General features: G+C 74.1%; 17 protein-coding genes. 5 read left to right on the top strand and 12 right to left on the bottom strand.

Annotated elements, in window-relative coordinates; translation table 11 throughout:
* Nucleotides 1–18 precede the first annotated feature (18 nt).
* A complete protein-coding gene (locus QE370_RS17380; RefSeq protein WP_309635124.1) occupies nt 19–960 on the bottom strand; it encodes an SDR family oxidoreductase in 942 nt (313 codons plus the stop codon).
* A gap of 129 nt (nt 961–1,089) precedes the next feature.
* Between QE370_RS17380 and QE370_RS17375 the strand changes: the two genes are divergently transcribed.
* Nucleotides 1,090–1,923: a helix-turn-helix transcriptional regulator gene (locus tag QE370_RS17375; protein WP_309635123.1), complete on the top strand. Its 834-nt coding sequence runs from the start codon at nt 1,090–1,092 to the stop codon at nt 1,921–1,923.
* A gap of 13 nt (nt 1,924–1,936) precedes the next feature.
* Here QE370_RS17375 and QE370_RS17370 read toward each other — a convergent pair whose 3' ends face one another.
* The 8 genes from QE370_RS17370 to QE370_RS17335 form a co-directional block, all read right to left on the bottom strand.
* Nucleotides 1,937–2,710, bottom strand: coding sequence for a lytic murein transglycosylase (locus QE370_RS17370; RefSeq protein WP_309635122.1), 774 nt, complete (start codon nt 2,708–2,710; stop codon nt 1,937–1,939).
* The gene (locus tag QE370_RS17365; RefSeq protein WP_309635121.1) at nt 2,707–3,585 is read right to left on the bottom strand and encodes an anchored repeat-type ABC transporter permease subunit; all 879 of its coding nucleotides are present in this window, start codon (nt 3,583–3,585) and stop codon (nt 2,707–2,709) included. The genes QE370_RS17370 and QE370_RS17365 overlap by 4 nt, the downstream gene beginning before the upstream one ends.
* A 1-nt stretch (nt 3,586) precedes the next feature.
* The gene (locus QE370_RS17360) at nt 3,587–4,387 is read right to left on the bottom strand and encodes an anchored repeat-type ABC transporter ATP-binding subunit (protein WP_309635120.1); all 801 of its coding nucleotides are present in this window, start codon (nt 4,385–4,387) and stop codon (nt 3,587–3,589) included.
* Nucleotides 4,384–5,370 carry a choice-of-anchor M domain-containing protein gene (locus QE370_RS17355; RefSeq protein WP_309635119.1) on the bottom strand — a complete coding sequence of 329 codons (987 nt, stop codon included), beginning with the start codon at nt 5,368–5,370 and terminating at the stop codon, nt 4,384–4,386. Before QE370_RS17355 ends, QE370_RS17360 begins: the two co-directional genes overlap by 4 nt.
* Nucleotides 5,370–6,929 (bottom strand): anchored repeat ABC transporter, substrate-binding protein, encoded by a 1,560-nt coding sequence (locus QE370_RS17350; protein ID WP_309635118.1) that lies wholly within the window; start codon nt 6,927–6,929, stop codon nt 5,370–5,372. The genes QE370_RS17355 and QE370_RS17350 overlap by 1 nt, the downstream gene beginning before the upstream one ends.
* Nucleotides 6,926–11,140 carry a TIGR03773 family transporter-associated surface protein gene (locus tag QE370_RS17345; RefSeq protein ID WP_309635117.1) on the bottom strand — a complete coding sequence of 1,405 codons (4,215 nt, stop codon included), beginning with the start codon at nt 11,138–11,140 and terminating at the stop codon, nt 6,926–6,928. Before QE370_RS17345 ends, QE370_RS17350 begins: the two co-directional genes overlap by 4 nt.
* Nucleotides 11,141–11,208: 68 nt before the next feature.
* Nucleotides 11,209–11,769 (bottom strand): hypothetical protein, encoded by a 561-nt coding sequence (locus QE370_RS17340; protein WP_309635116.1) that lies wholly within the window; start codon nt 11,767–11,769, stop codon nt 11,209–11,211.
* Nucleotides 11,770–12,014: 245 nt separating this feature from the next.
* Nucleotides 12,015–12,635: a hypothetical protein gene (locus QE370_RS17335; RefSeq protein WP_309635115.1), complete on the bottom strand. Its 621-nt coding sequence runs from the start codon at nt 12,633–12,635 to the stop codon at nt 12,015–12,017.
* A 148-nt stretch (nt 12,636–12,783) separates the two neighbouring features.
* Here QE370_RS17335 and QE370_RS17330 point away from each other — a divergent pair, with 148 nt between their 5' ends.
* Entirely contained in the window at nt 12,784–13,632 is an 849-nt protein-coding gene (locus QE370_RS17330) for an alpha/beta fold hydrolase (RefSeq protein WP_309635114.1), read from the top strand.
* A 16-nt stretch (nt 13,633–13,648) separates the two neighbouring features.
* Entirely contained in the window at nt 13,649–13,951 is a 303-nt protein-coding gene (locus QE370_RS17325; RefSeq protein ID WP_253026416.1) for a 4a-hydroxytetrahydrobiopterin dehydratase, read from the top strand.
* Between the two features lie 3 nt (nt 13,952–13,954).
* On the opposite strand, the gene QE370_RS17320 is transcribed toward QE370_RS17325, so the two are convergent.
* Nucleotides 13,955–14,590 carry a vitamin K epoxide reductase family protein gene (locus QE370_RS17320; protein ID WP_309635113.1) on the bottom strand — a complete coding sequence of 212 codons (636 nt, stop codon included), beginning with the start codon at nt 14,588–14,590 and terminating at the stop codon, nt 13,955–13,957.
* Between the two features lie 107 nt (nt 14,591–14,697).
* Here QE370_RS17320 and QE370_RS17315 point away from each other — a divergent pair, with 107 nt between their 5' ends.
* Nucleotides 14,698–16,140, top strand: a complete 1,443-nt coding sequence (locus QE370_RS17315; RefSeq protein ID WP_309635112.1) for an NAD(P)/FAD-dependent oxidoreductase — start codon at nt 14,698–14,700, stop codon at nt 16,138–16,140.
* 117 nt (nt 16,141–16,257) lie between these two features.
* Nucleotides 16,258–16,911 carry a DUF998 domain-containing protein gene (locus QE370_RS17310; protein ID WP_309635111.1) on the top strand — a complete coding sequence of 218 codons (654 nt, stop codon included), beginning with the start codon at nt 16,258–16,260 and terminating at the stop codon, nt 16,909–16,911.
* On the opposite strand, the gene QE370_RS17305 is transcribed toward QE370_RS17310, so the two are convergent.
* Entirely contained in the window at nt 16,880–17,659 is a 780-nt protein-coding gene (locus tag QE370_RS17305) for a DNA-formamidopyrimidine glycosylase family protein (RefSeq protein ID WP_253026424.1), read from the bottom strand. The two genes, QE370_RS17310 and QE370_RS17305, sit on opposite strands and share 32 nt — an antisense overlap.
* A 65-nt stretch (nt 17,660–17,724) precedes the next feature.
* Nucleotides 17,725–22,476, bottom strand: coding sequence for an ATP-dependent helicase (locus QE370_RS17300; RefSeq protein WP_309635110.1), 4,752 nt, complete (start codon nt 22,474–22,476; stop codon nt 17,725–17,727).
* Nucleotides 22,477–22,497 lie beyond the last annotated feature (21 nt).

The raw sequence follows: 22,497 nt of genomic DNA, 5'->3' as shown, positions 1-22,497 counted from the left end.
GAGCGAGGGCACGGATGCTCAGGGAGCGAACGTCACCCCCGCCGCCTCCTCGGACCAAGTCCACAGACGTCGGGCGGCCTCGGCGTCGTCGAGCGGCTTCCACAGCTTCTGCAGGCCGGGGTGGCCGGAGGTGCCGCCGAGGCCCTGGGGTCCGTAGAACTCGCCGCCGTCGGAGGTCGGGGAGGTCGCGGCCATGAGGCAGGGGAGGCCGGCGCTGTCGACGGTGCCGACGAGGATGCCGCGGGCGGAGAGCCAGCGGATGAGCCGCACCTCACGCGTGTCCGAGGGGCGACCCATCTCGGGGCGGGCGGCGAGCAGGCTGGTCGGGGCGACGCCGGGGTGGGCGATGGTGCTGGTGATGCCCCAGCCCTCCCGGCGGCTGACCCGGTCGAGCTCGAGCCCGAACAGGCCGACGGCGATCTTCGACTGCCGGTACAGCCGCATCGCGTCGTAGTCCTGCTCACCGTCGAGGTCGTCCCACTGGATGGCGCCGGAGCGTGCGACCACGCTCGTCTGGGAGGTCACGCGGGCCCGGCCGGCCACGAGCAGCGGCAGCAGGTGCGCCGTCAGCGCGACGTGGCCGAGGTGGTTGGTGCCGAGCTGGAGCTCGAAGCCGTCGGCGGTCGTCCGGCGCTCCGGCGGGGTCATGACGCCGGCGTTGTTGACGAGGAGGTGGACCGGCGCGCCCTGGGCGCGCATCAGCTCGCCGAAGGCCGCCACGGAGGCCAGCGACGACAGGTCCATGGGGTGGGTCGTCACCTTCGCGCCGGGGTGCTCGCTCCGCAGCCGCTCGGCGGCCCGCTCGCCCTTGTCGAGGGTGCGGACCGGGAGGACCAGCTCGTCGCCGGCGCCGGCCAGTCGCCCGGCGATGCCGAGGCCGATGCCGTCGCTCGCGCCGGTGACCACGGCGCGTCGCCCGGTGAGGTCGGGGAGGGTGATGTCGGGGGTCCTGCGCGGCATGGGCTCGCTCCTGGGTGCGTCCTGCGGCCCCGGGTTCGGGGCACGTCCCCACCGTGCGGCATCCGCCTGCGGACATCCAGGGACTGTCGGTCCGTGGATCGGGAGCGCCTGGTCGGTCAGGATGGACGCATGATCGATCGGTCGGGACTCGCGGAGTTCCTGCGGCTCCGGCGGGAGTCGCTGCAGCCTGAGGACGTCGGCCTGCCCCACGGGCCGCGGCGTCGCACCAGGGGGCTGCGCCGCGAGGAGGTCGCCGTGCTGTGCCACATGTCGACCGACTACTACGCGCGCCTGGAGCAGGAGCGCGGCCCGCAGCCGTCCGAGCAGATGGTGGCGTCGATCGCCCAGGGACTGCACCTGACCCTCGAGGAGCGCGACCACCTCTTCCGGCTCGCCGGCCACCGGGCACCCCTGAGAGGCGCGGAGAGTCACCACGTCGGCCCCGGGATGCTGCGCATCTTCGACCGCCTCGTCGACACCGCCGCCGAGATCGTCACGGAGCTGGGGGAGTCGCTGCGCCAGACGCCGCTGGGCGTCGCGCTGGTCGGCGACCTGAGCCAGCGGGCGGGTCCTGCCCGCAGCATCGGCTACCGCTGGTTCACCGAGCCGGCGGCGCGCGACCTCCACCCGCCGGAGGACCACGACTTCTACTCGCGCATGTACGTCTCGGGCCTGCGGGAGATCGCGACCCTGCGCGGCCCCGGCTCGCGCGCCCAGCAGCTGGTCGACCTCCTCACCGACTCCAACGAGGAGTTCCGTGCGCTGTGGAGCGAGCACCAGGTGGGCATCCGACCGCGCAGCGTGAAGCGCTACCAGCACCCGACCGTCGGGCTCCTGGAGCTGAACTGCCACACGCTCCTCGACCCCGAGCAGAGCCACATGCTGCTGGTCTACACGGCAGCGCCCGGCTCCGACAGCTACGAACGACTCCAGCTGCTGTCGGTCGTCGGGGCCGACAGCTGACGTCGCGGGCTCGTCAGCGCGCGGCGAGCGACGCCAGGGATCGCGCCTGCTCGAGGACGCGGGCGTGGTACTCGCTGCCCTCGTTGTACGAGGAGATCGCCGCCACCCAGTCGGGGCCGCGGGTCAGGTCGCGCTCGCCGTGGCAGAGGTAGCGGGCAGCGGCGAGGGCGGCGTCGTCGACGTGCTGCGGGTCGGCGCGTCCGTCGCCGTCGCCGTCCGCGCCCCACCGCTCCCAGGTCGAGGGGAGGAACTGCATGGGGCCGACGGCACGGTCCCAGCGGTCGTCGCCGTCGACCTCGCCGTCGTCGGTGTCCTTGAGGGCGCGCACGTCGCCGCCGTCGAGCGCCACGCCGATGATCGGCGGGTCGGCCACACCGTCGTCGGTGACGACGGAGCCGTCGATGGTGCCGTGCTCGGACTCGACCGCGCCGATGGCCGCGAGCGTGTTCCACCCGAGCCGGCAGCCGGGCTGCTCGCGCTCCAGGCGCAGGGCCGCGCCGGCGTACGCGCGCAGCACCCGCGCCTCGACCCCGGTCGACGCTGCCGTCGCCTCGATCCAGGCGCCGTCGGGCAGCTGGGCCACGGGCACCTGAGCCGGGTCGGGCTGGGCGCCTCGCGACGCTGCCTGCGGAGCCGACGACGTCGACGCCCGAGCTTCAGGTGGCGCGCTCGCCGCACCCTTGACGGCGTCGGACTCGGTGTCAGGCAGGACGACCGCGACGACCAGCAGCACGACGCCGAGCAGGCCAGCAAGCCCGGCGCAGAGCACGGGCAGCCGCTCCCTCACCCGACGCCCCGCGCCGCAGCCGGTCGACGGCCGGTCCAGGCCGCGAGCATCCCGTGCCGTGGCGCGACCAGCCAGGTCACGACGAAGACGGCCGTGAGCGTCAGCACGACGACGGCGCCGGTCGGGAGGTCCCACGTCCACGAGACGTAGAGCCCGACGAACGCGCCCACCGCTCCGATCACCGGGGCCAGCACCATCATGACCCCCAGCCTGGAGGTGAGCAGCCGCGCCGTGGCGGCCGGGGTCACCAGCAGTGCCAGGACGAGCACGTTGCCGATCGTCTGCACGCTCACCACGACGCTCAGCGCGATCAGCACGTACAGCGCGAGGTCGACCCAGAACACGCGCACCCCCTGCGCGCGAGCGCCCTCGCGGTCGAGCCCGACGCTGACGAGCTCGGGGTGCAGCCACGCGCACACGGCGAGGACGACGACCGTCACGACGCCGACGGCCACGAGGTCGCCGTCGTCGACGCCGGCGATCGACCCGAACAGGAACTGCTGCAACGAGCCGGCGTAGCCGGGCGCCTGCGCGATGATCACGACACCGAGTGCGAATGCCGCCACGAACAGCACGCCGATGACCGAGTCCTCCCGGAGCCGGCGGTTCTGGGCCATCACGGCGATGAGCACGGCGGTCAGCACCCCGGCGACGGCGCCGCCGAGCACGAGGTTGGCCGACAGCACGAACGCGACCGCGAGGCCCGGGAACACCGCGTGCGCGACCGCGTCGCCGATGAAGGCCGTCCCGCGCAGGACGACGTGGCAGCCGACGACCCCGCACACGAGCGCCGACGCGACGGCGACGGCCAGGGCACGGGGCAGGAACGCGAGGTCGGGGTTGACGAGGTCGGCCAGGAAGTCGAGGAACCCCACGTCACACCGCCTGGAGCGCGCGCACGAGCGCGCTGTCGGGCCGGGTGCGGAACGTCTCGACCCACGCCTGCACGTCGGCGGCGACCTCGCGGGTCGGTCCGTCGGCGCGCACGGTCCCGTTCACGAGCACGAACCGGTCGCACTGGTCGACGGCGCCGACGAGGTCGTGGGTCGACATCAGCACGGCGAGGCCGTCGTCGGCGAGCTCGCGGACGAGGGACGTGATGAGGTCCTGGGCCGGCACGTCGAGCCCGGTGAGCGGCTCGTCGAGGAGCAGCACCGACGACTGCAGCACGAGCGCGCGCGCCAGCAGCACCCGCTGACGCTGACCGCCCGAGAGCTCGGCGACAGGCCGATCGGCGAGGTCGCGCACGTGGGTGCGCTCGAGCGCCTCGGCCACGGCGCGCCAGCCGGCTGCACCGGGACGCCAGCCCGTCCAGCGGGTGCCGGTCAGGCCCGACGCGACCATGTCGGCGACGCTCACCGGGAAGTCCCACGCGACGTCGACCCGCTGCGGCACGTGGCCGATGCCCGAACGCCCCGGCCGCACCGGGCGCCCGTCGACGACGACCTCGCCGGCCCGGCGGGGGACCACGCCGAGCACCGCGCGCATGAGCGTGGTCTTGCCGGCCCCGTTCGGCCCGACGAGCCCCACGACCTGACCCGGCTCGACCCGCAGGGCCACGTTGCGCAGCACGGCGCGACCGGCGAGGTCGACGGCGAGACCGGAGACGCGCAGCCCACGCTCCGCCGAGGGCTCGGGCCGGCTGCGCGCCGACGGCCCCGTGACGACCGCGGTCACGCGACGTCCGTCCGGCCGAGCGCGCGGCGACGCTGGGCGCGCAGCCGGGCGACGGCCACGACGGCGCCGACGAGCAGCAGGACGGCGAGCACGGCGATGGCCACGACGAGCACCGTCACGATCGTGCCGTCGTCGCTCGTCGTGGCCGCGGCCGCCGTGTCGGTCGACCCTGGGGTCTGCGTGCTGCCCCGCCAGGTGGCGGAGAGCGCCTCGCGGGGGCTGGTGCCGTCACCGACCGCGAACCGCAGCACCTGGGTGTCCGTGGCGGTGCCGCCGTCGACGAGGTCGGCGATCGCGCTGACGCGCACGAGGTAGACCCCCGGCTCCGTGAACACCCAGTTCGCGTGGGTGTGGGTGTTCACGTCGACGAAGAAGTCCTGCCGGGCGTCCTTCGCCGACGTCCACAGCACCTCGGGCTCCTCGAACGACCCGGACTGCAGGTACGTCACCAGGCGGCCGGGGCCCTGGACGCCCTCCAGCCGCAGCGTCATGCCGCGGTCGATCGTCTCCATGACCCGTGGCTCCTGGGTGTTCCACCCGACCCACGGGGCGCCGGCCGCCTGGGTCTGCGGCAGCGCCCACACGGTGCTGCCCGGCTCCGCGCCGAGGAACGCGTACGTCGGGTCGTCGGGAGCGGGCAGGCGGACGGTGTCCGGCACGGCGAACACCGTCTTCTCGGGCAGGCGCCAGGTGCTCTGCTTCGACGGGTCGGCCTTCGCGGTGTCGTCGTGGACGAGGAAGCGCCACGAGCCGTCGACGTAGGTGGGACCGAGGTCGACGTGGCCGCTCTCGAGCACCTTCACGTCGGTGACGACGGGGTCGTCGCCGCGCACGGTCTGGCGCAGGTCGGGGTCGTCCTCGGCCGTCGCGCCCGACGGGACGAGCGCCACCAGGACGGCGGCCAGGGCGACCAGCCGCCACGGGCTCCTCCTGGACGTGGAGCGGGACGGGCGCGGGCCGCCGACGGGGCGGGTGGAGGGCATCACGGGTTCTCCTGGGGTGCGAGGCACTGGACGAGGGAGCGGGCGTTGTGGCGGACGAGCTGGGCGTAGCTGCGCACCGTGGCGTCGAACGCGTCGCCGTAGAGGGGGCAGACCTTCACGTGCTGCTCACGCGCGACGTCGACGAGCGTGCTCGAGCGGGCTCGCAGGTTCGGCTCGAGGAACACGGCCGGCACGTCGAGGTCGGCGATGGTCCGCGCGAGCCGGCGACGGTCGGCGAGCGACGGCTCGATGCCGGGGTGCGGGGTCACGAAGCCCGACACCTTGAGGCCGTAGGCCTTCGCGAGGTAGCCGAACGCGTCGTGGGAGGTCACCAGGTGCCGCCGCGACGTCGGGATGCTGCCGACCGCGCGGCGCATCGTGGCGTCGAGCCGGTCGAGCTCGCGCAGGTAGTCCTGGGTCCGGGCGCGGTACACGGACGCACCGGCGGGGTCGACGTCGACGAGGGTGTCGCGGACGAGCTGCACGTACGCCATCACGTTGCGGACGTCGTGCCACAGGTGGGGGTCGATCTCGCCGTGCACGTGCTTGCCGAGGACGGCCTGCGGCAGCTGGTAGATCTCCGTTCCGGGGCGGCCGAGGAACCGCAGGCTGCGCTCGGCCGGCACCTCGGAGAGCGCCTTGGTCGGCACCTCGACCACGACGTCCTCGAGCGGGAGGGTGCGCTGGCTGTGGTCGCCGCCCCCGTCCGGGTCGTAGCGCACCACGAGACGGCCGGTGTCGACGTCGGCGGCGAGGTCGGCGTGACCGCCGTCGACGACCACCGCGTCGTCCACGCCGGCGCGTGCCGGGTCGACGCCGACGGCGAAGGTGAGGGTCCCGGTGCCGCGCGGCACCTCGGGCCCGTCGTCGTCGACCTGCAGGGCCGCCTCGAACCGCAGCCGGTACACGCCCGGCTCGGTGAACGCCCACGACATGTGGGTGTGGGCGTCGAGCGGCAGCACGGCCGTGTCGTCGTCGTCGAAGCCGTCGGCCGAGCCGAAGGTCACCGTCGTGTCGCCGAACGTGCCGGTCAGGTAGGCCCAGGCGTCGCCCGGTCCCGTCGCGGCCGTCGCCGACAGCCGCACCTGCGACGCCCGGTCGGCGCCGAAGGCCGCACCGTCGCCGATGGATCGCAGCCCCAGCCACGGTGTGTCGAGGCGGAGGTTCTCCACGAGCGGGATGACCTCGGCGGCGTACTTCGTCGCCCCCTCGGCGAGCGCGACGTTGGGCGCGGCGGCGTCGATGTTCGCGTCGAGCACCTTGACGACAGCGTGCTCCTCCAGCAGCGCGTAGTTGCTGAACGCGGCATCGGCGTACGCGGCGTCGCGCGCCGACCGCAGGGTCGGCTCGAACGAGTGCGGGTCGGCTCCGTCGGGGACGATCGAGACGACGTTCACCCGGTCGCCGCCGACCTGCTGCACGAGGTCGCGCAGCAGACCCGTCGTGGTCACCACCTGCACCCGCCCGTCCTGGTCGGACAACCGCGGCGGGGGAGCGCAGGAGGTGACCGCCAGCGAGCCCGCCAGCGCGAGCGTCGCGAGCCGGGAGGTCCGTCTCACGCGGCCGTCCCGTGGAAGCGCCGACGCCACCAGAGCGCGCCGGCCGCCGTCGCGAGCAGCAGGCCGCCGAGCACCCCGAGCAGCAGCCTGACCGGACCCTTCTCGAGCGCGGCGAGCACGCGCTCGGCCGTGCCGTCGTCGGACTCCGGCACGAGGCCTCGGGCGACCGCGGCCGCCTCGGCGCGGTCCTGCGCGGCTGCCTCGGCCGACTCCTCGAGCGTACGGTCCTGGCTCGCGACGTCGGACTGCGGCAGCGCCCCGCACCCTCCGCCGGACGCGGCCGCCGCCGGGTTCACGTCGCCCACCGCGAAGGTCAGCGTCGAGCGGTCGGAGACCGCCTTGCCGTCGGCGCGGGTGGCCTGCTGGGTGAAGGCCACGCGGTAGAAGCCCGGCTTGCTGAAGGCCCAGTTGGCGTGGGCGTGGACGCCGAGCGGGATGCTCGTCGTGCCGGGGCCGTCGAACACCATGCGCTCGACCCCGCCGAACGTGCCGGCCGTGTAGACCCGCAGGCTGCCGGGACCCTGGACCGAGTCGAGGCGCCAGCGGACGGATCCGCGGACCTGGCTCGTGTCGAGGCTCTCGGTGTTCCAGCCGAGCCAGACGAGGTCCGGCACCTGGGTCTGGGGCACCTGGTAGATCGAGCTGCCCGCACGTCCGACGGCACCCAGCCCGGCGGGGAGCCGGACCTTGCTGCCCGGCTTCACCCAGAGCACGACGTCCTTCGGGTCGCGGTAGACCTTGGCGCCGGAGCCGTCGGTGCCGACGAGCGACCGGAGCCGGCCGCCGACGAGACGCGTGGCGTAGTCGACGTGCCCGGACGAGATCACCGTCGCACGCTGCGGCACGCAGGTCTGCCCGGCGGCGAGCGCGGCGCGCGCTCCGGAGCCGCCGTCGCCGGACCCGCCCGAGCCGGACCCGCCCGAGCCGCCCGGCCGGGGCACCGTCGGCACGCGGGGCGCGGCCGTGAGCGTCACGTGGTCCCAGCCGACGAGCTCGCCGGAGCGACGCTTGACGACGAGCCGGTGGTCGCCGGTGCGGACGTCGGCAGGCATCCGCACGCGCAGCGCGCCGGACGCGTCGACCTGGGCCCAGCCGAGCCAGCGCGGTCGGCTGTGCAGCCACACCGACACCCACTCGCCCGCGTCGACGCCGGGCACCGAGACGAGCGCCTGCGACCCGCGGACGAGTCCGTCGCGTCCGTTGAGCACCCGCACGCCACCGGTCGTGGCGTCGGTCAGCGACGCCTCGGGCACCGGTCGGGTGTCCGCCGTCCCCGGTCGACCGTCGGCGCGGAAGCAGGCCTTCGGGTCGACGGTGCGCAGGTCGGTGCGTCCGACGGCGACGGCGAGCGTGAACCGGTGCCGCAGGGTGCGCCCCGACGCGGACGTCGCGGTGCGCTCGGAGTCGAGGCAGTACACGCCCTCCGCGCTGAAGGCCCACGTGCCGTGCGCGTGCGTGCGCGGCGGGATCGTGAACGCGTCGGCGGAGGTGATGCCGTCGCGGGTGTTGAAGCGGACGTCGACCGTGCCGAAGCCGTTGGGCACCGACGTGAACAGGGCCATCTCGCCCGGACCGCTCGCGCGCAGCAGACGCCAGCGCACCCCGCCACGTAGCGTGCCGTCCGGGATGGCCTCCGTGGACCAGCCCGGCCACACGATCGACTCGTCCTGGGTCTCCGGCGCCAGCCAGACGGGGTCGCCGGCCCGGCCGAGGAAGGCGAGGTTCGCGCCTGCGGGGATGCGTTGCGCCGCCTGTCGACCGACGTGCAGCACCGTCGACGTGAACGGACGCCAGGCGACGTCGCGACCGGTCGCGCTGTCCTTCACGTGGGTGGTCAGCGCACCGCGGACCACGCGCGAGGCGAGGTCGACGTGGCCCTCGTCGATGATCGTCGCGCCCGCGTCGTTGCGCCAGCCGTTCGGCGCGTCGTAGACCGGGTCCTTCTCGTCGACCGGCGGCGTCGGGCTGGTCGTCGGCGTGGGGCTCGGCGTCGGTGCAGTGGGCGAGGGCGTCGGGGTCGGCGACGCCGTGGGGCTCGGCGTGGGCTCGGGGGAGGGTCCGGGGTCGGACGGTCCCTCCGGCTCGGCGCCCGCGGCGCACGTCGTGCTCAGCGCGCCGTGCTCGGCCGCCCGCCACCACGGGCTGTCGGGGTCGGAGGGCCGCACCGGACCGTCGACCACGAGGGTCAGGGACGCGTCACGGCGCTCGCCGCGGCCGTTCGTCCAGCGCAGGTCGACGCAGTACCGGCCGGGCAGCGACGCCTGCACGCGCACGCCCTGCACCGTCTCCTCGCGGGGACGCAGCGTGCGCGGCGCGCGGTCGGCGTCGTCGGACCGTGCGTCGTCGAGGTGCAGGGGGCCCGGACCGCGCATGCGCAGCAGCTCGAGCGTCCCGCCGCCGTCGGAGGCGGGAACCCCGAGCGTGTCGAGACGCAGGGTGCGGGTCGACAGCAGCTGCAGGGAGTCGAGGTAGCTGCGCACCGTGGGGTTGCGCAGGTGCACGACGGTGTCGTCGAGCCGCGTGTACGCGACGGGTCGCTGGCGTGCCGTGTTCCACGAGGCCGCCGCGATGTCGGCGTTCGTCGTCGGGTGCAGCGACACGTGACCGTCGTCGGTGACGACGTGCGGACCGGGGCCCGACGTCAGCTCCGTCGGTCCGGGGGCCGGCTCGGTGGGCGGCGGCAGACGTCGGGCGCACGGGGTGACGCGGTCGGCGTCGACGGTGTCGCCGACCACCATGGTCAGCCAGTCGCGTCGCACCTGGAGGTCGCCGGCGATCTCGGTCTGAGCCGACACGGCCAGGCAGTACACGCCTGGGGCGCTGAACGACCAGTTGTAGTGCGCGTGGTTGCGGACGCTGGCTGCAGAGAGCACCGCGGGGGTGCCGGAGGGCAGCACGCCGCCTCGCGTGCTCACCAGCACGTAGGGGCTGGAGGAGCCGGTCCAGATCGACAGGTCGCCGGGCGGACGCCCGCCGTCGAGTCCGGCGACCTGCTCGATCGCCATGTCGGTGCGCCGACCGTTGGCCACGAGGGCGTCGTCCTCGGAGCTGCTCCCGATCCACGGGAACGCCTTCGTCCCGCCCTCGACGGAGCCCGACGACTGCGGACTGTTCCACAGCGGCTGGCCGGGCGTCCCGAGGAAGGCCCAGTCGTCGCCGGACGGCACGGTGGTGCGGAGCAGGTCGGGGTGGACGACGACCAGGTCGCGGTAGGGGACGCGACCGCGTCCGTCGACGGAGGCGTCGAGCACGAGGCGACGGTCGGTGTCGCCGACGATCCTCGGCGCGACCACGTCGGCGTGGCCGCTGCGCATGACGTAGGTCGGGGCCTCGGGCTCCGGGGTCGGCTCAGGCGTCGGCTCCGGGGTGGGCTCAGGCGTCGGCCCAGTGGTCGGCTCAGGCGTCGGCCCAGTGGTCGGCTCGCTGGTCGGTTCGGGGGTCGGCTCGGGCGTGGGACCGCTGGCCGACGTCCCGCAGGCCGCGTCGTCGGGGACGGCGTCGCCGACGGCGAAGCGCAGCGTCACGGGCGCGCTGCGGGCGCGGGCCGTCATGGTCGACAAGGTGCCCTCGACCGAGAGCGACACGCAGTAGAGGCCGGGTCGGGTGAAGCGGTGCACCCAGTGGCCCACGAGACCGCCGGTGGTGTTCTTCGCCGTCCTCAGCACGCCCTCGCGCGACTGCTCGGTGCCGTCGGCGCCGCGTCCGGTGCCCATCGGCGTCACGAACGCGAACTCGTCGTGGGTCAGGAGCGGGCGGGCCAGCCCGCTCCACGGCTGCGTGTAGTCGTACCGGTAGGTCTGGTAGGTGCCGCCGGCCGGGGCGACGACGTCGTCGATGCGGTAGGTCAGCGTCGGGTCGCCCGCTGCGCGCGCGGTGTAGGAGAGCGCGACGGACGGCGCCACGCTGTCGTCGCTGGTGGACCCGCTGATCCAGGCGCGCTCGCCGGGCGTGCCGAGCGTGCGGTGCGCCGGGGTGTCGGGCAGCTCGTAGGACGTCGCGTCGCTGATGCGGAACGTCGGTGCGGTCGGCGGCGTGACCCAGTCGAGGGCGATGCCTCCGTCGGCGGTCTTGACGGTGCGGAGGACGTGCTTGCCGGTGGCGACCGACCCGTCGGCGGCGACGGTCGGCACGGCGGACAGGGCGAGCCCGACCAGACAGGCCGTGAGGGCCGTGACGAGGGCGGTCGCGGGGAGTCGGAGGGACGAGCGCATGGGGACCTTCGCAGGGAGGGGGGCGGGGCACCTCGGGGCGGCAGCGTGTGCCGCCCCGAGGCGGGGTGTCAGGAGCCGGCCGTGATGTTCAGCGGCGAGAGGGTCTCGGCGAAGGCGCCGTCGCCCGTCTCGACGTCGAGGCTCACCGCGTAGCTGGTCGCGGTGGCGCTGGCCGCGGGCAGACGCCACTCGCCGTGGACGTGGTCGGCGGCCTGCGTGAGGGTCACGGTCGACGAGCCGCCGAACGTCACGCCCGAGTCGAGCGTGATGGTCACGGAGTCGGCGCAGACGCTCTCGGCCCCGGCGGCGACCTCGTAGCTGAAGCCGAGGTCGGGCAGGGACGAGTCGAGGTCGGCGTCGACGACCCAGGCGCCGCCGGTGTGGCTGACGCCGGCGCTGGAGGCCGGGAAGGTCGCGCGGTGGTTGCCGATGTCGGCGGGGGACACGTGCTGGCCGCCCAGGTGGCTGCCGAGCTCGTAGCTCGCGGCGCCACCGGCGTCGGTGCACTCGAGCTCGACCACGTCGTTGTGCCCGGCCGGAATGGCCGTCTCGGCGTGGGCGGGGAGGCTGAACGCCACGGAGGCGGCTCCACCGGCGAGGACGGCGGTGATGAGTCGTGCAGAGGACATGCTTCTCCTTCGATCCGTCCGGGGGCAGCTGCCGACCGGACGCGGGTGGGTCGGACGACCGCGGGCGCGGTCGCGGTGCTCTCTAACCGCCACTGACCGGGCGGGACGGGGGCCGCGTGGTGGCGGCCGATCTGCGAGCACCTTAGACAAGAATGAGAATCGTTGTCAAATACTCAGGAGGAGGTGTGCGCCAGCACGACGACGCCCCCGCCCGCAGGTGCGGACGGGGGCGTCGGGGAAGGTGCTCAGGACGAGGAGTCGTCCTGGGCGTCGGGTGCGGCGGGTCCGCCGCGACCGGGACCGCCGGGACCGCCCGGGCCTCCGGCCGGTCCGAGCAGGTCGGCGTCGTAGGCCTTCAGGACCGACGCCTTGTCCGACGAGCTGATCGTGCCCTCGTCGACGGCGTCGTCGAGCCGCTCCGACAGGGCGCTGCGCTCCTCGGTGCGTCGCTCCGTGCGGTCGGACTCGGCCTGCTTCTCGGCGGCGGCGAGCGCCGACTCGACCTTCGACTCCGAGACGCCCAGCTCCTTGGCCAGGGCGGCGGCCAGCTTGGCGTCACGCTGCTCGCGCTCGGCATCCGTGGGCGGGGTCGGCTTCTCGCCGTCCTTCGGCTTGGCGGGTCGCAGGTCGTCGCGGACGGCGGCCAGCGCCTTCTCGACGACCGACTGCTCCAGCCCGAGCTGCTTCGCGATCACGGCGGCCTGCGCGCCGGGGCCGCCGTGCGGTCCGGCGGGGCGGGAGCTGCTGCTGGTGCCGCTGCCGGTCGAGGCGGTGTCCGCGGACGCGAGCGCCACGCCGCCGACGGCCAGGCCGGCTCCGGCCACGAGGCCGGCGATGCCGAGTCGGGCTGCGGTGGAGGTGTTCATCAGGTGACTCTCTTCCGTTGAGGTGTGTCCTCGTCGACGATGACGAGCGTTCCTGTCACGGACCTGTGCGCGACGTCAGGGAGTGCTGGGCGCCGGCCGCAGCCGTGCGAGGTGCGGCGCAGCCCGTACCGCCGGTATGGTCACGGACATGGCCAGGCGACGTCGGATCCACACGTTCTCCCACGACGGTCTCACCTTCGACGTGCGCGACACCGGGCCGCTCGACGGTCCGCCCGTCGTGCTGCTGCACGGGTTCCCGCAGACGTCGACGTCGTGGGACAAGGTCAGCGAGCTGCTCCACGCCGACGGCTACCGCACGATCGCGCCGGACCTGCGCGGCTACTCGCCGGGCGCGCGCCCGGCGGGTCGACGGGCCTACGCCACCGAGCTGCTGGCCGACGACGTCGCAGCGCTCCTCGCGGTCGTGGGGGAGCCGGTGCACCTGGTCGGGCACGACTGGGGATCGGCGATCGGCTGGGTCGTCGCGGCACGCCACCCGGACCGGCTGCTCTCCTGGACCGCCGTGTCGGTGCCCCACCCGGCGGCGTTCGTGGCGTCGATGGCACGCAGCACCCAGCTGCTCAAGTCCTGGTACATGGGCTTCTTCCAGCTGCCGGTGGTCCCTGAGCTCGTGCTCACCCGGGCACGAGGGGTGCGCGAGCGGGTGCTGCGCCACGCCGGCATGGACCGCGACCTGCTCGCCCGCTTCCAGACCGAGATGATCGACGGCGGGGCACTGACGGGCGGTCTCGGCTTCTACCGCGCGCTGCCGTTCTCGGCCAAGGGCCTGCAGGGCACGGTGCGCGTGCCGACGACCCTGGTGTGGAGCACCGGCGACGTCGCGCTCGGTCGCGCCGGCGTCGACCTCACGCCGCGTCACGTGGACGCGCCGTACGAGCTCGTCGTGCTCGAGGGCGTCAGCCACTGGATCCCCGACCACGCCCCGCAGGTGCTCGTCGACGCCATCACCCGACGGGCTCGCGCGGCCGCTGCCTGACGCGTACGGTCGGGACATGGACGAGCCCTTCGACCCGGCCCGCGTCACCCAGGCGCTCGAGCACCTGCCCGGATGGGAGGGTGACGCGTCGGGCCTGACCCGCACGTACCACTTCGAGAGCTTCGCCGACGCCATCGGCTTCATGGCCGCGGCAGCCCCGCGGATCGACGAGATGGACCACCACCCCGAGTGGACCAACGTCTACGACCGGGTCGACGTGCGGCTCGTCAGCCACGACGTGAACGGCGTCAGCGGACGCGACGTACGACTGGCCGAGGTGCTCGACGAGCTCGCCGGCGCCGTGGCCGGCGCGTCCTGACCGTCAGGCCCAGAGGTTCTCGCCGAAGCGGAACCAGATGGCCGACAGCACGGCCACGTACCAGAGCACGACCACGAGCAGCGTCCAGTTGCTGAGGAACCGCGTGACCGCGGAGCCCGGCGCGAAGGCGCGCAGGTTGCGGGCGGTGACCACCACGAACAGCGGGATCATGAACGTCCAGACGACCATGCACCACGGGCAGAGCTTCCCGATGTCGTAGATGCTCTGGTACTGCAGCCAGGTCACGAAGCCGATCCCGAAGAGCACGCCGACCTGCAGCCCGGCCCACACGAAGGCGGGGAGGCGGACGCCGGCGAGCAGCAGCACGGCCAGCGTGACCACCACGGTGAAGCCGACGATGCCGATGATCGGGTTGGGGAAGCCGAACGCCGATGCCTCGGGCGTGTTGATGACACCGCCGCAGCTGACGAACGCGTTAAGGTCGCAGTTCAGGGTCTTGTCGGTGCCGGCGGCCTCAGCCGTGAGCAGCTTGACCTTGTCGATCGTGAGGACGATCGCCGCGGCGAGCCCGACGACGCCGGCGACCAGCATCAGCCACCTCGGGTCGCGGACGTCGGCGTCGCCGGCCTCCCTCGTGTCGGGGGTCCGGTCACGGTCGTCCTGCAGCACGTCGCTCACGCCGCCGATCGTAGTGGAGGGCTGGTCGTCGGGACAGAGCGTCTTGACGCGCTCCCGTACCCCGCGTACGGTTTCAGATACCGTCGGTATCTGAAAGAGGTTCACGTATGGAGCACGTCGACGTCGTCATCGTCGGGGCCGGTCTGTCCGGCATCGGGGCCGCCTACCGGCTGAGCACGATGAGCCCAGGGTCGAGCTACGCGGTCCTCGAGGCGCGCGACGCGGTGGGCGGGACGTGGGACCTCTTCCGCTACCCGGGCGTCCGCTCGGACTCCGACATGTACACGCTGAGCTACCCGTTCCGGCCCTGGACCCACCGCAAGGCGATCGCCGACGGTGCGGACATCCGCGAGTACATCCGGAGCACCGCCGAGGAGCACGGCATCGCCGAGCGCATCCGCTACGGCCACCGCGTGGTCGGCGCCAGCTGGACGTCCGACGACGCGCGCTGGACGGTCACGAGCGAGGTCGACGGCGAGCTCGTCGAGCAGACCTGCTCGTTCCTGTTCATGTGCAGCGGCTACTACGACTACGACGAGGGCTACACCCCTGACTTTCCCGGGCTGGAGGACTTCGCCGGGACCGTCGTGCACCCGCAGTTCTGGCCCGAGGACCTCGACTACGCGGGCAAGAAGGTCGTCGTCATCGGCTCCGGCGCCACCGCGATCACGCTGCTGCCGTCGATGGCCGAGCAGGCCGGGCACGTGACCATGCTCCAGCGCTCGCCCACCTACATCACCTCGTTGCCGCAGGAGGACGCGATCTCCGCGGGCCTGCGCAAGGTGCTGCCCGCCGGCCCGGCCCACCGGCTGACGCGGCTCAAGAACGCTGCCACGGCGATCGGCTTCTACGAGTTCTGCCGCCGCTTCCCGTCGGCCGCGCGCAAGATCCTGCTGAACCGCGCCCAGGGCGCGGTGCCCGAGGGCTTCGACCCCCAGCACCTCACGCCGCGCTACGACCCCTGGGACCAGCGGCTCTGCGTCGTCCCGAACGGTGACCTGTGGCGCACGCTGCGTCGCGGCCAGGCGTCGATCGTGACCGACCGGATCGACTCCTTCGACGAGACCGGCATCCGGCTCGTGTCGGGCGAGCACCTCGACGCCGACGTCGTCGTGACGGCCACGGGCCTCAAGGTCGTCGCGCTGGGCAAGGTCGCGATCGACGTCGACGGGGAGAAGGTCGACCCGAACGAGCGCTTCGTCTACAAGGGCCTCATGATCAGCGGCGTGCCGAACCTGGCCTGGTGCATCGGCTACACGAACGCCTCGTGGACGCTCCGCGCCGACCTGTCGTGGCAGTACGTCGCCCGGCTGCTGCAGCACATGCGCGAGCACGGCTACGTCGCCGGCATGCCCGATCCCGACGCCGTCGGCGGGCAGGGTGCGCCGGCGCTCGACCTGCAGTCCGGCTACGTGCAGCGTGCCGTCGGCGTCCTGCCCCAGCAGGGCAAGGAGCGGCCCTGGACGGTCCGGCAGAACTGGTTCCTCGACGCCTGGGACAACCGGCGCACCGACCTCGACGAGCAGATGGTCTGGACCAAGGCCTCCTGAGCCCCGTCCCACCCCGCTGAGCGTGACGTTTGCGGGCCGGATCGGCCGTCCGCGCCCCGCGAACGTCACGCTCAGCGGGGTAGGGCACGCGGGGTGGGGGACGACTAGGGTGGGCCGGTGCGCATCGACCAGCTGACCCTGCGGGCCGCAGGCGGCGCGCTGCTGGTCCTGTCCCTGCTGGTGGTGGTCGTCTCACCCGGCGACGTGGTCGACCGACCTGTGGGCGTGGTGCTGGCGGGAGGCCTCGGAGCGCTCGTCCGCGTGGTGCTCGCGGCCGCTGGGCTCTCGCTCGTGCTGTCGCTGCAGTCCCTGGCTCCGTCGCTCGACCCTGAGCGTGGTTCTGGGCGGCCTCGGCGCGCGGTGCCGGTGCTGCTCGGACTCCATGCCCTGTCGCTCGTCGCGCTCGCCTTCACCTCGCCCAGCACGGAGCCGTTCGGGACGGGCGCGGTCGCCGCGCAGGGGACGGCGTCGTCCGCCCTCGGCGACCTCGCGCTGCTCGTCGCGTCCACCACGCTTCCTGCGGCCATGATCGTCCAGGCCGCGCGCTGGCGGCGCGACGAGACGACCGCGCCGAGGGCGAAGGGTGCCTTCGTGGCCGCCGTGGTGTCCCTGTGGGCGTCGCTGGCCTACTCGCTCGCGGACCAGGGCACGCTGCCCGCACCCGGTCTCTGGCAGCGCGTGGCGTTCGTCGTCGCCTGGGTCTGGCTCGCCGCCCTGCTGCTGCGCACCGCGGACGGCCTCACGTCTGGCAGTGGGGGCACCAGAAGGTGATCCGCTCGCGGCCCGGCTGGTCGCCGAGCTCGCCGTCGCGCAACGGGGTGCCGCAGCGCCGGCACCGTGCGTGCTCGCGGCGGTAGACCCAGCGCTCCTCGCCCTGGCGCGTGCTGCCCGTGAACGTCCGCTCCACCCGCGCCTTGTTGACGTCGAGCAGGCGGTGACCCCGCTCGACCACGCGCGCGACATCGGGCACGTCACCGACCCGACGTGTCGGCGCCAGCCCCGACAGGAACAGCAGCTCGTTGACGTACTCGTTGCCCAGCCCGGCGAGGTTGCGCTGGTCGAGCAGTGCCACGAAGATCGGCCGGTCCGGGTCGGACTCGACCCGACGCGTCGCCTCCGCGAGGTCCCAGTCGGGGCCGAGGAGATCGGGCCCCAGGTAGGCCAGCGCGTCGTCGTCGTTCTCGCGCTTGAGGATCTCGAGCAGTCCGAGCTGGAAGCCGATCGCCTGGTGCTGCTCGGTCTCGAGCACGATGCGTGCCGTGTGCGCCGGACGACGCCACCGGCTGCCCCGGCGCAGCACGTGCCACGCACCCTCCATCTTCAGGTGGGAGTGGATCGACGCGTCACCGACGCGGATCAGCAGGTGCTTCCCGCGGCTCAGCACTTCATCGACCGTGCGACCGGACAGGTCGAGCGTCGCCCACTGCGGCACGCGCACGTCCGTGCGCACCAGCTCCCGGCCCTCCAGCACCTCGCGCAGGTGGTGGGCGGTGCGCCAGACGGTGTCACCTTCGGGCATCGGCGACCTCCTGGCGTACGACGGGGTGGGTGGTGCGGGGTGTCACGCCTCGCCCGGTATCTCCCTCAGGCATGGCTGGGCCGTCCGGAGGAGGTGGGGCGGCGGGCGGTGTCGCTGCCGCGGCGCAGGTCGAGTCGCAGGCCCTTCGGGTGCCGGTCGAACCCCGCCGCGAGCAGTGCCTCGCCGGTGGGCGTGGTGCCGGCTGGGCGGCCGTTGACCGACTCGACGGTGAGTCGCGGGATGCGCCCCGACCGACCGAGGCCCGCGACGGCCCGCGCGGCGCGGGTGAGGACGTCGACGTCGTCGGTGAACGCCAGGCACGAACGTCCGCCGCGCTCGAGGTAGAGCACCGCGCGACCGTCGTGGACGGCCACCAGCGCACCGGCCTTGCGCGCCGGGCGGTGCTTCAGGTCGTCGGCCGGGTCGACGACGGCGGGCCAGGGGAGCGCGGCACCGAACGGCTGGGCGGGGTCGGTGGCGGCGAGCACGACCGCGTCGACGTCGGCCTGCTCGTCGTCGGGGCGCTCGAACGAGCGCATGCGGTCGACCGTCGCCGACGACGCGAACTGGGCCGCTCCCAGGGAGTCGACGTAGTACCCGCGCAGCACCGAGCCGTTCTGCTCCAGCTCGCGCAGCACGCGGTAGGCGCCGGCGAACCCGCCCGGCGTCTGCTCGGCCACCACCGCGCCGCGGGTGACCACGCCGTGCCGCGCGACGAGCGCCTCGGTGCGCGCGACCTGCAGCGCGGCCTGCTCGGCGGGGTCGTCGCCGGGACGCTCGACCGCGAACCAGCGCCCTGACGCGACCGGTGGGCCGAGGCGCGCGGCCCGGGGGGAGGCCGCCATGCCGCGACGGGCGTGCAGCCGCGCGCGTGGCGTGGAGCCGCCGCGTGAGCGGTGCGCGCCGCGGCCACCCAGCCGGGCGCGGACCGGGGCGTAGGAGTCGCCGGCCACCCGACCCGACCAGACCAGCTGCCACAGCGCCTCCACGACCGCGTCGTCGGAGACCGGCTTGCCGTCGTCGGTGGTCAGACCCTGGGTGAGCTGGCGGAAGAGGTACGCACCACCGTCCTCGAGGAGCGACAGCACGCGCAGGCCGAGCTCGTCGGGCTCGACCGGATCGCGCCGGGCGGGCAGCACGAGGTCGGCTGGGTGCAGCTGCACCCAGCCGTCGCTGCCGGCGAGCGTGCCCGCCCCGGTCCACACGACCTCGCCCGCGCCGAGCAGCTCGTCGAGCTGGGCCGGGCTGTAGTCACGGACCCTCGACGGCAGCACCAGCGACTCCCAGGCCGACGCGGGAAGCGGCACGCCGGCGAGCTGGTCGACCACGGCGAGCACGCCGTCGAGGCCGCGCAGCGACCCGCCGACCTCCTGCCAGGAGGGCAGGAACCGGGCGAAGGTGCGCGGCTCGACGGGCTCGATCTGCTGTCGCGCGGCCGCGAGGGAGCGGCTGCGCAGCCGGCGCAGCACGTCGGTGTCGACGTGCTCGGTGCCCGCAGCACCCGGGCGGAACTCGCCCTCGACGAGCCGGTCGTCGCGGGTGAGCCGACGCAGCACGTCGAGCACCACGGCACGGCCGAGACCGAACCGCGCCGCCGCCTCGTCGGCCGTGAACGGGCCGTGGGTGCGGGCGTAGCGCGAGAGGAGGTCGCCCAACGGATCGGCCACCGGCTGCAGGAGGGCGTCCGGGATGCCGAGCGGCACCACGACCCCGAGCGCGTCACGCAGCCGGCCCGCATCCTCGACGACCACCCAGCGCGGCTCGCCGGCCACCGGCAGCTCCACGACACGACGGGCGTCCTGCAGCTCCTTGAGGGCCGGCACGGCGTCGTCGACGAGGCGCGCGTCGACCTCGTCGGTGGTGAGCGGACCCAGCAGCCGCAGCAGGTCGGCGGCGCCCTCGACACCGCGCAGACGACGGTCCTCGGCGAGTCGCTGCAGCTCGGCCTCGGTGCGCTCCAGCACCTCCGGGTCGAGCAGCTCGCGCAGCTCGGCGCGGCCCAGCAGCTCCGAGAGCAGCGTCGGGTCGAGCGACAGCGCGGCCGCGCGCCGCTCGGCGAGCGGCGTGTCGCCCTCGTAGAGGAAGGTGGCCACGTAGCCGAACAGCAGCGTGCGGGCGAACGGCGAGGCCGTCGACGTCTCGACCTCGACGATGCGCACGTCCTGCTGCGCCACCCGCTCGGCGAGCGTGGTGAGAGCGGGGAGGTCGTACACGTCCTGCAGGCACTCGCGCGCCGTCTCGAGCAGGATCGGGAAGTCGGCGTGCTCGCGCGCGACGTCGAGCAGCTGGGCCGCGCGCTGACGCTGCTGCCACAGCGGGGCCCGGGCGCCGGGGTTGCGGCGGGGGAGCAGCAGGGCGCGCGCCGCGCACTCGCGGAAACGCGACGCGAAGAGCGCAGAGCCGCCGACCTCGGCCGTGACGACGCGCTCGAGGTCGTCGACGTCGAGCGTGAACAGGTCGGCACCCGGCACGCCGGCGGCCTCCGGGTCGGAGTCGTCGGCGGCCCAGGGCGACGAGGTGTCGGGGATGCGCGCGACGATGCCGTCGTCGGTGGCCACGACCGAGCCGTCGACGCCGTACCGCTCCAGCACGCGCGCCGCGACGACCAGCGCCCACGGCGCGTGCACGCGACGGCCGTAGGGGGAGTGCAGCACGACCCGCCAGTCGCCGAGCTCGTCGTGGAAGCGCTCGACGACCAGCGTGCGGTCGGTCGGCAGCGTGCTCATGGCCTCGCGCTGCTCGTCGAGGAAGGCCATGAGGTTGAACCGGGCCCGCTCGTCGAGGTGCTCGGGGGCGTGGCCCTCCGTGACCCGACGCAGGAACGCGCCGATCGCCTCGCCCAGCTCGGCCGGGCGGCCTGCGGCGTCGCCGCGCCAGAACGGCAGCCGGGCGGGCTCGCCGAACGCCGGGGTCACGATCACGCGGTCGTGGGTGATCTCCTGGATGCGCCAGCTGGTGGCCCCGAGCGCGAACACGTCGCCGACACGGGACTCGTAGACCATCTCCTCGTCGAGCTCGCCGACCCGCTTGGACGGTCCCTCGTCGACGCCGTCGGCCAGCACCACGGCGAACAGCCCGCGGTCGGGGATGGTGCCGCCGCTCGTGACGGCGAGCCGTTGCGCGCCCGGCCGCCCCACGATGGTGCCTGCGTCGCGGTCCCAGACGAGCCGAGGTCGCAGCTCGGCGAACCGGTCGGACGGGTACCGCCCGGCCAGGAGGTCGAGCGTGGCCTCGTACGCAGAGCGGGGGAGGGCAGCGAACGGCGCGGACCGTCGGACCACGTCGAACCAGGCCTCGACCTCGACCGGCTCCAGGGCGCAGGCCGCGACGGTCTGCTGGGCCAGGACGTCGAGCGGGTTCGCCGGTACCGCGAGCCGCTCGATGGCGCCGGCGCGCATCCGCTCGGCCGTGACCGCGGCGCCCACGAGGTCGTGGCGCGTGGTCGGGTAGACGAGACCGCGCGAGACCTCGCCGACCTGGTGGCCGGCGCGACCGACCCGCTGCAGCCCGCTCGCGACCGACGGGGGCGTCGACATCTGCACCACGAGGTCGACGGCGCCCATGTCGATGCCGAGCTCGAGGCTCGAGGTGGCGACGACGCAGCGCAGCCGGCCCGACTTAAGGTCGTCCTCGATGAGCGCCCGCTGCTCCTTGCTGACCGACCCGTGGTGAGCACGGGCGAGCGCACCGACCTCCTGCGCGTCGCCGCGCCCCGACGCCGTGCCGCTCACGCCGGACACCCGGCTCGGCGGCAGGGTGCTCGTCGTCTGCGGCTCCGCGCGGGCCTCGCGGTCGGCCCACTGCTCGTTCAGGTGCGCGGTGAGTCGCTCCGCCTGGCCGCGGGAGTTGCAGAAGACGATCGTGGAGCGCACCTGGAGGATCCGCTCGACGACGTCGTGCTCGATGAACGGCCAGATGCTGCCGCCGTTGTCGTCGGCGAGCGGGTCGCTGATGGACCGCGCGGCCGACCCCTCGTCGGGCACGACCTCGGCCTCCTGCGCACCGCGCGCCGACGGCGGCCGGGACAGCTCGGTCATGTCGTCCAGGGGAACCACGACGTCGAGCTCGAGGCGCGACGGCGACGGGGGAGCCACGACGTGGACGGGGGCGCGCCCACCCAGGAAGCGGGCCACCTCGTCGTGCGGGCTGACCGTGGCGCTCAGCCCGACGCGTCGCGCCGGCTCGTCGAGCAGGTCGTCGAGACGTTCCATCGACAGCGCCAGGTGCGCGCCGCGCTTGGTGCCCGCGACCGCGTGGATCTCGTCGACGATGACGGTGTCGACACCGCGCAGCGTGTCGCGGGCCGCCGACGTGAGCATGAGGAACAGCGACTCGGGGGTGGTGATGAGGATGTCGGGCGGGCTGGTGACGAGCGCCCGCCGGTCGCGAGCCGACGTGTCGCCCGAGCGCACGCCGACCCGGACGTCGGAGAACGTGTCGCCGCGGCGCGCCGCCACCTGCGTGATGCCGACCAGCGGCGACCGCAGGTTGCGCTCGACGTCGACCGCGAGCGCCTTGAGCGGGGAGATGTAGAGGACGCGGGTGCGGCGCTCCTTCTCCGGCGTCGGCTCGTGCAGCAGCCGGTCGATCGCGGACAGGAAGGCTGCGAGGGTCTTGCCCGAGCCGGTGGGCGCCACCACGAGCACGTGACGGCGCTCCGCGATCGCGGCCCAGGCCTCGGCCTGCGCGGGGGTGGGTGCGCTGAACGCGCCCTCGAACCACTCCCGCGTGGCCGGCGCGACCGTGCTCAGCGGGTCGTCGACCAGCCGGCTCGACGGCGCGTCGGCGCGGTCGTCGGAGGGCGTGGGTTCGGGCACGGCCCCATCGTGTCAGCCGGT

This window comes from Aeromicrobium sp. SORGH_AS_0981, from assembly GCF_031453195.1.
Lineage (GTDB): Bacteria > Actinomycetota > Actinomycetes > Propionibacteriales > Nocardioidaceae > Aeromicrobium.
The sequence above is the reverse complement of the archived record's forward strand: the minus strand, read 5'-3'. Positions and strand labels throughout refer to the sequence as shown.

Coding starts and splice junctions, on each gene's coding strand:
- QE370_RS17380 (WP_309635124.1), bottom strand. CDS start 960: ATGCCGCGCAGGACCCCCGACATCACCCTCCCCGACCTCACCGGGCGA.
- QE370_RS17305 (WP_253026424.1), bottom strand. CDS start 17,659: ATGCCCGAAGGTGACACCGTCTGGCGCACCGCCCACCACCTGCGCGAG.
- QE370_RS17315 (WP_309635112.1), top strand. CDS start 14,698: ATGGAGCACGTCGACGTCGTCATCGTCGGGGCCGGTCTGTCCGGCATC.
- QE370_RS17340 (WP_309635116.1), bottom strand. CDS start 11,769: ATGTCCTCTGCACGACTCATCACCGCCGTCCTCGCCGGTGGAGCCGCC.
- QE370_RS17355 (WP_309635119.1), bottom strand. CDS start 5,370: ATGCCCTCCACCCGCCCCGTCGGCGGCCCGCGCCCGTCCCGCTCCACG.
- QE370_RS17375 (WP_309635123.1), top strand. CDS start 1,090: ATGATCGATCGGTCGGGACTCGCGGAGTTCCTGCGGCTCCGGCGGGAG.
- QE370_RS17335 (WP_309635115.1), bottom strand. CDS start 12,635: ATGAACACCTCCACCGCAGCCCGACTCGGCATCGCCGGCCTCGTGGCC.
- QE370_RS17330 (WP_309635114.1), top strand. CDS start 12,784: ATGGCCAGGCGACGTCGGATCCACACGTTCTCCCACGACGGTCTCACC.
- QE370_RS17325 (WP_253026416.1), top strand. CDS start 13,649: ATGGACGAGCCCTTCGACCCGGCCCGCGTCACCCAGGCGCTCGAGCAC.
- QE370_RS17345 (WP_309635117.1), bottom strand. CDS start 11,140: ATGCGCTCGTCCCTCCGACTCCCCGCGACCGCCCTCGTCACGGCCCTC.